At 49.4% G+C, this 9,295-nt stretch carries 9 protein-coding genes; all 9 read right to left on the bottom strand.

Features of this window, described 5'->3' with window-relative positions; translation table 11 throughout:
* Positions 1 to 63 precede the first annotated feature (63 nt).
* Entirely contained in the window at positions 64 to 765 is a 702-nt protein-coding gene (gene sfsA, locus DWZ61_RS19075) for a DNA/RNA nuclease SfsA (protein ID WP_117467459.1), read from the bottom strand.
* 122 nt (positions 766 to 887) lie between these two features.
* Positions 888 to 2,237, bottom strand: coding sequence for an MATE family efflux transporter (locus tag DWZ61_RS19070; RefSeq protein ID WP_022311765.1), 1,350 nt, complete (start codon positions 2,235 to 2,237; stop codon positions 888 to 890).
* Positions 2,238 to 2,241: 4 nt separating this feature from the next.
* Entirely contained in the window at positions 2,242 to 2,844 is a 603-nt protein-coding gene (locus DWZ61_RS19065) for a hypothetical protein (RefSeq protein WP_145985614.1), read from the bottom strand.
* A gap of 21 nt (positions 2,845 to 2,865) precedes the next feature.
* Positions 2,866 to 3,489: a sigma-70 family RNA polymerase sigma factor gene (locus DWZ61_RS19060; protein WP_242993749.1), complete on the bottom strand. Its 624-nt coding sequence runs from the start codon at positions 3,487 to 3,489 to the stop codon at positions 2,866 to 2,868.
* Positions 3,490 to 3,520: 31 nt separating this feature from the next.
* Entirely contained in the window at positions 3,521 to 5,284 is a 1,764-nt protein-coding gene (locus DWZ61_RS19055; protein ID WP_118540082.1) for a methyl-accepting chemotaxis protein, read from the bottom strand.
* 73 nt (positions 5,285 to 5,357) lie between these two features.
* On the bottom strand, positions 5,358 to 6,119 hold the full coding sequence (locus tag DWZ61_RS19050) for a tRNA threonylcarbamoyladenosine dehydratase (protein ID WP_118540081.1): 762 nt from the start codon (positions 6,117 to 6,119) through the stop codon (positions 5,358 to 5,360).
* 56 nt (positions 6,120 to 6,175) lie between these two features.
* Positions 6,176 to 7,012: a sugar phosphate isomerase/epimerase family protein gene (locus tag DWZ61_RS19045; protein ID WP_118540084.1), complete on the bottom strand. Its 837-nt coding sequence runs from the start codon at positions 7,010 to 7,012 to the stop codon at positions 6,176 to 6,178.
* 179 nt (positions 7,013 to 7,191) lie between these two features.
* A complete protein-coding gene (locus DWZ61_RS19040) occupies positions 7,192 to 8,748 on the bottom strand; it encodes a glycoside hydrolase family 28 protein (RefSeq protein ID WP_118540080.1) in 1,557 nt (518 codons plus the stop codon).
* Between the two features lie 20 nt (positions 8,749 to 8,768).
* On the bottom strand, positions 8,769 to 9,248 hold the full coding sequence (locus tag DWZ61_RS19035) for a hypothetical protein (protein WP_117467469.1): 480 nt from the start codon (positions 9,246 to 9,248) through the stop codon (positions 8,769 to 8,771).
* Positions 9,249 to 9,295 lie beyond the last annotated feature (47 nt).

Below are 9,295 nucleotides of genomic sequence, written 5' to 3'. Positions count from 1 at the left end.
TTATGTACCGCTACGCTCTGCGACAGGAGCGCATCGTACTAAAGTACGAGCGTGCCGCGTTTCTTATACCTTGCCAAGGGCTACGGGGATTTGATAGCATTTCTTTACTAACTTTCCATCTATCTTCAGCCAGTCTCTACCCACCCTGCATGGCAAAAACAACACCTTCACCCCAGCGGCTTCGGCTTCCGCCAGAGCGGTACCAAATTCCGGCTGCATTTCCACATAAGGACGTACTTCCGTCACTCCTTCCATCTGAATCACAAAGGCAACCACACATTCATATCCTTCCTGTCTCGCTGCGGCCAGTTCCCGCAGATGCTTCACCCCACGCTCCGTGGGTGCATCGGGAAAATAGCCGATGCCGTTGATCTCCAGAGTACAGCCTTTCACTTCCATGAGTATTTTGTGCTCCCCTTTTTCCAGATAGAAATCAATGCGGGAATTTCCATAGGTATACTCCGGTCTGACCACATCATAGTCCTGCGCCTCCAGCCATTCCTTCACGACCTTATTCGGTGCCTGACTGTCAATGTTGATCCAGCCGATCCTGTCTTTATAAACAGCCACCAGGTCATACAATGTCTTTCTTGCCGGATTATCCGACTGTTCCAGACGCACCGCTGCCCCAGGGAGCAAAAGCTCCCTGCATCTTCCGGTATTTTTCACATGCACCGTCTCCGCTTTCCCTGCAATCTCCACATGGGCAATAAACCGGTTGGGACGGTCAATGAATTTTCCCTCTACGATCTTTCCATACTTCATGTAAAATTTCCTATCCTTAACTCTATCCGCTCCCAGACTTTCGACACTGCTTTACGCCCCCAATTGCCAAGACTCTGCGGCATTTCCCGAGGTCTCCCGCGACCGTCCGCCACATGCTCATTCTATCCGCACTCGCCGTTCCGCATAGACTTCACTAGCAGCGGCACCTCGAACAACAGCATCACGATCCATCCGACCATATTGGCCCAGGCCAGGCTGGCAAATTCCATCTGTAACAGACGGATCATTACAAATACTGCCACAACTCTGCCGAACATATTCATAAATGTGCTGTACAATGTCACTTTCAGATCACCAATACCACGGAAGAATCCCTGCACACCATTGGTCAATCCCGGCAGAATATACATCCAGGAGATCAGATGCAGATAACTGATACCCAGAGATACCACCTGTGCATCCCCGTCCTCGGCGAACAATGTCATGATCTGCGGAGCCAGTCCCCAGATTACACAGAACAATCCGATGGAATAGACCAGTTCGATCAAAAGACCTGTCTGGAATCCCTTCTTCATCCGCTCCTTATGCCCTGCACCCTTGTTCTGTGCCAGAAAAGTCGTCATGGCATGTCCGATATTCTGCTGTGGTGTATAGGCAAAATCATCCACTCGGTTCACTGCGGTAAATGCCGCCATGACCGCAACACCCTGCGTATTGACCACAGACTGTATGATCAGTTTTCCCAGCTGCAGACATACCTGCTGCATGGCACTGGTACTGCCGTAGCTGACTGTCTTGCCCAGCAGGCTCTTATCGAATACCCACCACTTTTTCCCAAGACATAAAAGAGGAATCTTTTTCTTAATATATATACCGCACAGCAGGCAACAAAGTCCCTCGCTGCACACTGTGGCAATGGCACTTCCCGCCACACCCCAGCGCAGTACCACAACAAAAAACAGATCTCCGAAGATATTCAGGAAAGCACTGGTCACCAGAAAATACAGCGGCGTCTTGCTGTCTCCCAGCGCCCGCATGGTATTTGCCAGAAAATTATACATGAATGTAAAGATCAGGCCCATGAAAATGATCCTAAGATATGCCGCAGCTTCGGGTATGGCTGTCTCCGGCACCCGAATGAGACGAAGCACCGGATTCGCCAGAAGAAGCATCAACAGTGAAAACACTACGGAAAACCCGCAGCCAGCTAACATCGTCGTACTGATCTGTCTGGATAAAGTATCATAATCCTTCGCTCCGTACTGGGAGCTCATCAACACACTGGCTCCCATGCACATCCCGCTGATCAACAGGATTGCGATATTCATAATAGGAGTGGAAGTTCCCACTGCCGCCAGTGCCTGTTCTCCTACATATTTTCCCACAATGACGGAGTCCGCTGCATTGTAGGTCAGCTGAAACAGATTCCCCAGTACCAACGGGATTGTAAAAGATACTAAGGGTAACAGTATCTTTCCCTGGGTCATGTCGTGTTTCTCTATCGTACTCATTGCTTTATTGTCCTTTCACTGTCATTTTCTTCGGTAATTGTCTTTCCTTCTTTTTAAGAATTCCATCCTCTTCTGGGGCCGCCTCTGTACTGTCCTGTGAACTTTCATTACCGCTGACGGATAACGCGCTCTCCAGTCCGCTCTGTTTCTGCCCGTCTATACTGTTCCCGGATGCTGCCTGCTGTCCGCTGTCTGTCGAAGCAGAGTCTGTCATTTCAGCCATATTGGCACTATCCTCCGCAGCCTCACTCTCCGGCATAGCAGCCTCCGCTTCCGCCATTGCCGCCTCTTCCTGGATCTCCTGATCCTCAGTGATACCGTAGGCCATCTGCGGTGCTGCCGTATCCGCATTGCCGGTACTGTCTGCCATTTTGGTACTGCTCATTGTCATATACAATACTCCCGCTACCACGAAACACAGGCAGGCTGCCGCAATGCGGGTCACATAGCGCATCGGGAACTTATGTACCCTTCCCGAATTTCTGATCTGTTCGCTTCGAAGCAACAGATCCTCATCCACTCCGGACATCGCCCGGAACAGTTTTTCTTCTTTTAAATTCACATCTTGATTATTGTTCTTATTACAATCGCTCATATCCTTCATCACCGCTTTCGTCTCTTTCTCCGTCTATAAGACGATTCCCTGTTGTTCCAGATATTTTTGCAGTTTTTTTCTGGTCCGGAACAGCGATGTCTTCACCGTATTCAGATTCATTCCATAACGCCCGGCGATCTCCGCATATTCCTCTACGAACCAGTATCTGCGCAGGAATACATTGCACTCCTGTTCCGAAAGTGTATGCAGGAACGCATTGATGCTCCGCTCCAGTTCCGCCGCTTCCACGGCTTCTTCTGTGTTATGCGCCGCCGGAATGCACTCTGCCAGTTCATCCAGTGTCGTATCCATAATACCATTCCCTCGTTTCTGTGCATTTTTCGCCTTCCATCTATCAAACGACAAGTTCCGGGTAATAGTTCCCAGAAACAGCTCCAGACGATTCGGTTTTTTCGGTGGAATCGCATTCCAAGCCCGCATCCAGGTATCATTCAGACATTCTTCGGTATCTTCTCTGTCATGCAGGATATGATAAGCAATACTATAGCAGTATTTTCCGTAGCTCTTTTGTGTCTCTGCGATGGCCTGTTCGTCCCTCGCCCAATACAGTTCCAATATTGAGGTATCCTCCACTGGCTGTCTCCTTTCCAAAAAGGGCACTGCCACAGTTTTTTCTGTAACAGTGCCTCTCTTCATTTCTTCATTTCTCCATTTGCTCCGTTCCATCTTATCCGAGCTGGAATTTCTTCGCATTTGCATTCAGTGAACCCGCAATTTCATTCAGCTGTGTGGTAGCCTGTCGGCAATCCTCCACGATCTCCGCCAGCTGATCCATGGTAGCTGCGGTCTCTTCGGTGCTTGCCGCATTGTTCTGGGAGATCTCGGTAAGTCCGTCGATCTTCTCCACCACATCCGTCTTATAATTCTCAATATGATCCAGCTCGCCGGAGATCACATTGATCTCACCGACTACCTTCTGAACCTCCTGGTTCAGGGTGCTGAAGACATTCAGCGTGGTACCCAGCTTCTCGTTCTGCTGATGGATCTCGCCTACCACACCGTTCATGATCTCTACACTCTGATTGGAGTTGCTGATCAGGTTCTCTACGATGCCACGGATCTTGTCTGCGGATTCCCTGGACTGGTCTGCCAGACCACGGATTTCTTCGGCTACGACTGCAAAACCTCTGCCCATCTCGCCGGCTCTCGCTGCCTCAATACTGGCATTTAATGACAGCAGGTTGGTCTGGTTCGCAATACCTGCGATGATATCGGTAGCTGCCTGAATCGCCTGTGCGGACTCGTTGGTGATATTGGTCTGCTCCTGCACCTGATCCACCGACTGCTGTGTATGAGAGCTGATCTCCAACAGTTCCTTCAGGGTGCTGTCCACGGTAGCATTGCTCTCCTTCATGTTGGCAGCACTGCTGCTCAAAGCATTAACACTGTCTGCCGTACGGCCCAGTGCATTGCTCATCTCGTTCATGCTTTCGCTGACTTTCTGGGTATCCGCCGCCTGTGTGGTAGCTCCCTGGGCAATCTCATTCACAGCTGTATTTACAGAAGAAATGGACTGTCCGATGCTGTCAAAATTGCTGGTGAACGTTCCCGTAAACTCATTCATATCCAGCATGGAATTGTGAATATCCCTGATAATTCCGGAAAAGCCGTTCACTACAGAGTATACAGCCCGTGCGCTCTTACCTACTTCATCACTGCGGTTTAACAGCTTATCGGGAACCTTGAAGTTCAATTTACCCTCTGCGATCTGATCCAGATTACCTACTACACCCAGTAGTGCTTTGGAGATCATGCCTACTACAATAAAGGTGGAGACACAGAATGCTGTCACAAGGATCAGAATCGCTATTGCTCTTCCGGTTACAATCCCTTTGTAAAGCGCATTCACTTCCCTTACCGGCATACAGGCAGCCAGAATACCCACAACCGTGCCGTCGGTATTCTTCAAAGGTGCCAGATATGCATAGCATCCGGTATCCCCCAGCTTCAGGGAATTGGAAAAATAGACTTCTCCACCCAGTACCTTGGAAGCCACTTTTTCACTCAGAGTGATGGTACCTCCGGTCAGATTGGTCACAGCCAGATCACTGCCCCAGAACAGTGCCACATCCACACCGGCATTCTGTTTGAAAGCATCGAGTACCTGCTTATTGTCCGTAAGATTCAGTTCCCCTTTATAAAGTGCTCCGTTCTCGTATGAAAAGTCCCCGGGAGTGGAATTGTTCAGGCTCATTTCCAATGCATATTCCGTCGCTGCCAGCTCATGCTTCATCATTGCGTCGGAAATTCTGTCCCCTGCGGAATTCAATGCCAGGATGGCAATGACTGCGATCGCTATAAGCGGTACCAGTACGATTGCCAGGATCTTGACTACCATGTTAGCTCCCTTTTTCTCCTTCAGGCGCTTAGCTTCATCAATACCTGTCCCATTTTCCCCTTTGATCTGTTCTTTGCTTACCTCTTCTGTCATAAATAAAGCAACCTCCTTTGTACCTTTAACAGTTCATGCATAATAGAATTATACCGCACAGTTAATAAAAAAGCTATGCTTTTTCTGCAATCAGATCCTTGATCACTTCGCCTGCGAGAATCAATCCCGCTACGGACGGTACAAATGAAATACTGCCGGGGATGGCTCTTCTGTCCGTGCATTTATGAGTGGTACCCGGAGGGCAGACACAGCCTGTCTTGCAGCTGTTTTCCATATTTTCCAGCGGCTTCACCGGGCTTTCCGTAGAATACACCACCTTCAGCTTCTTCACACCGCGCTTTTTCAGTTCTCTGCGCATGACCTTCGCCAAAGGGCACATGGTAGTCTTGTAGATATCCGCCACATGGAACTGCGTGGGGTCTAATTTGTTGCCGGCTCCCATACAGCTGATAACGGGAACTCCCGCCTCCTTCGCCCGCATGATGATCTCCAGCTTGGCAGTCACGGTATCCACCGCATCCACCACGTAATCATACTGGGTAAAATCAAACTGGTCTGCCGTCTCCGGGAGATAAAAACATTTGTGTACTGTAACCTGTGCCTCCGGGTTGATGGAGTGTACACGTTCCTCCATGACATCTACCTTGTATTTGCCGATGGTCTTCCTGGTAGCGATGATCTGACGATTGATATTCGTCAGACATACTTTGTCATCGTCGATCAGGTCGAAGGCTCCGACACCGCTGCGGGCCAGAGCCTCCACCACATAACCGCCGACACCGCCGATGCCGAACACAGCAACTCTCGCATGATACAGGTGCTGCATAGCCTCCTTACCGATCAATAATTCTGTTCTGGAAAATTCATTTAACATAATTCACTGTTCCTACCAATCTACTGGGAATACTCTCGAAAGAGTATACCACATCTTTACAGATTGTCATAGAGTCCCTGAATAAAATTTTTCACCTGCACATTATTTTCCGGTGTGGTATCTTCCAAAGTCGCATGTATAAAGGGTTTGCGCTCCTTCATGAACTTCAGTACAGAAGTATAATCCATCTGTCCCAGACCGCAGCCTACAGAACGAAGCTTCCCGTCCTCGGGAATAAAGTCTTTCAGATGTACCATAGCCACATCTTCACCCAGCAGATCGATTGCTTCATCCACGATAGCCACCTGATCCTTGTAATTGCAGTAATCCAGCAGGTTCACCGGATCCAGAATGATCTGAAGGTTGGGAGAATTGATCTCATCCAGCACTCTTCTGGCTCTGGCGGGGTTGTATACGATATGCTTCCATACCGGCTCGATGGCCATGACAACGCCCATCTGCTCCGCGTATTTTACTACCGGGCGTAAGTTGGTGATAAAGGTCTGTAATGCTTCTTCTCCGTGGCATTCCGGAACCGCGGTATAGGTCTCGTTGGGAGCACCGGTCTCAGTTCCCACGACACCGCAGCCCAGCCAGGAAGCAAAACGGATATGTGCCATATAACGGTGGGTAATTTTCGCAAGCTGCTCCGGGTTGGGGTTTGCCAGGTTCAAATAGCATCCTAATACCGCAACATCCACCTGATTTTTTGCGAATACATTTTTCATGTACATGGCAAGTCCCGGGGTCAGCGCCTCATCCGTGGTGGGGAACTCGCTGATCACCTTACCGGGGGCCAGATGTCCGCAGACAAAGCCCAACTCATGTACATTGGCAATACGCTCCTCAAAAGGAAGCTTTTTCGTATCATGTAAACGGATTCCTAACTGCATATTTTCCTCCATTCCGATCACGGCTCCTGGGCCGTATTCTCTTCTGCTTATCTCTATTATAACGCGAGCTCACGAATTCGTGCTATCGCACTCTACATCCTGCTTCGCAGCTATCATGATCAGCTTCGCCGTTCGCCGAGAGTGAGCAAGCTCCCTCTGGCTCTCTTGCGCTCATTATATCAACGTCTGATCAGTTCATCCACACCTTCCAGTTCGTAAGCTTCTCCGACCTGTCCTTCAATCTTCACATTGTCCAGTGTCAGTTTTGCTACATTTCTGGCAAACATTCCGCGCTTGCTGCTCTTCTCCACGCCGTCAGACATGGCGGGGACATCACACTTGGCATTTTCAGCGTAGCTGATGGAAATGTCCTTCATGTAGATTTCCTCGATCTTCTGCTCAGGAAGTCCGTCGAAGAACGCAGCTGCCACATGGCAGTTCGTACATTCCATGTTTTCAAATACCATCTTTTTCACCTGCGGTGTTCTGTCGTCCACAGGGTAAACATCTCTGGACTGGACATAAGTGGTCTTGCCGTCGGGATCACAGAAATAGAAGCAGTTGACCACCAGCGGTGTCATCACATGGTCCAGCGTCAGATTTCGGAAAATGATATTGCTGAGAATTGCATCTTTTCCTCTGCCGCGACGGGTCTTGATACGCAGACCTCTGTCTGTATGACGGAAAATACAGTCTTCCACTGTCAGATTTACCACGCCGCCTGCCATTTCACTTCCCAGAGTTACGGCACCGTGGCCGTTCTCCATAAGGCACTGACGGATATGAATATTCTCGGAAGGAGTCTTATGCTTTTTGCCCATGTAGATCTTACCGCTCTTGACTGCAATACAGTCATCTCCCAGGGAAAAACGCACACCCAGGATCTCCACATTTTTGCAGGATTCCGGATCCAGTCCGTCGGTGTTGGGGGAATCGCTGGGATTCTGCACGGTCACACCGATGAATTTCAGATCATTGCTGAAATAGGGATGCAAGGTCCAGGAAGGGGAATTGCAGAAGGTCACACCCTGCAAAATCACATTTTTACATCCGCTGATGAAAAACAGTCTGGGACGGAATGCAATATTCATAACCTTCGGATCCTTCCACCAGTTTTCTTTGGAAGCATTGCCGTTGATCTTACCCTGCCCATAGATCACCACATCCTCTGCACCGATACCACAGATAATGCCGGAGAACATAGGTAAAGGATTGCCCTCCCAAGTGCCCAGATTGTACTCGTCGGTCTCATCATAGCTCTGCAGCATTCCGGGGAACGTAGGGAATTTCTCTCTGTCGGTAAAGGCCTTCAGCTCCGCGCCCTCTGCCAGCTCGATCCGGATATGGCTCTTTAAGAACAGACTGGTTATGCGGTAGATTCCCGCCGGGAAATACACTCTGCTGTTCACCGGACATGCCATGATGGCAGCCTGAATAAAGTGGGTATCGTCATGTTCCCCGTCACCCTTGGCACCGAATCTGGTCACATCCAGAGTCACGTACTCATAATCCGTCTTGAAAGATACTTCGCCCTGCTTTTCTCCGTTCACATAAGCTTCCACCACATACTTCTGATCCGGCTTTAAATCAAACAGGGAAGTGATGGTCTTCTCTGTGGTCAGTGACGGCTCACCGTTTACCCGCAGCTCCACGGGCTGTTTTGTAAAATATCTGCCGCCGTCTGCGATCTCTATGGTCGCACTGCGGGCAGTATGCATAATATGTCTGATTTCCATGCGCTGTTTCCTCTCGTTCTCTACCTAATGCACTCCTGATATTTTTCCGCTAACAATAAATACTCCGCACATGCCTTCTGTACGGCATCGCAGAATACCTTTTCCGATGTGGCATCCATGGCAAACTTATTTTCCTTTGCATCATAATACTGCTCCAGCATACGCTTTACCGCACTGCGGAAATTGTCCAGAAGCTCTCTGTAATTCTCGTAGATCTCCGGGCTGATCTGCTCTACGGTATGAAGCATGACTGCGGTATAAGCTGCACCGTTTTCAGCACTGAATTCACTTTCTGCATGCTTTTTCAGCACACGCATCTGTGCCATGATATCCGGATAGCCTTCTTTTTTATTCTCCGTGGTCTCATAGGCCGCATAGACGGGATACACCAGATCCGCCGCCTGATAAATGTTGCCCAGACCTGCACTCTGCTGCACGGCTGCCAGGTCGAAAATGCCTTCCTCCGTACGGGGAAGTGCCTTGATTTCCTGAATTGTCATAGTTTTTGTCATTCCTTTCGCTTCGCTCAAGGCACAAACAAGTTATG

Source organism: Clostridium sp. AF34-10BH (genome assembly GCF_003478095.1).
In the GTDB taxonomy this organism is placed as follows: domain Bacteria; phylum Bacillota; class Clostridia; order Lachnospirales; family Lachnospiraceae; genus Acetatifactor; species Acetatifactor acetigignens.
This window is presented reverse-complemented; position numbering and strand designations above follow the sequence as displayed.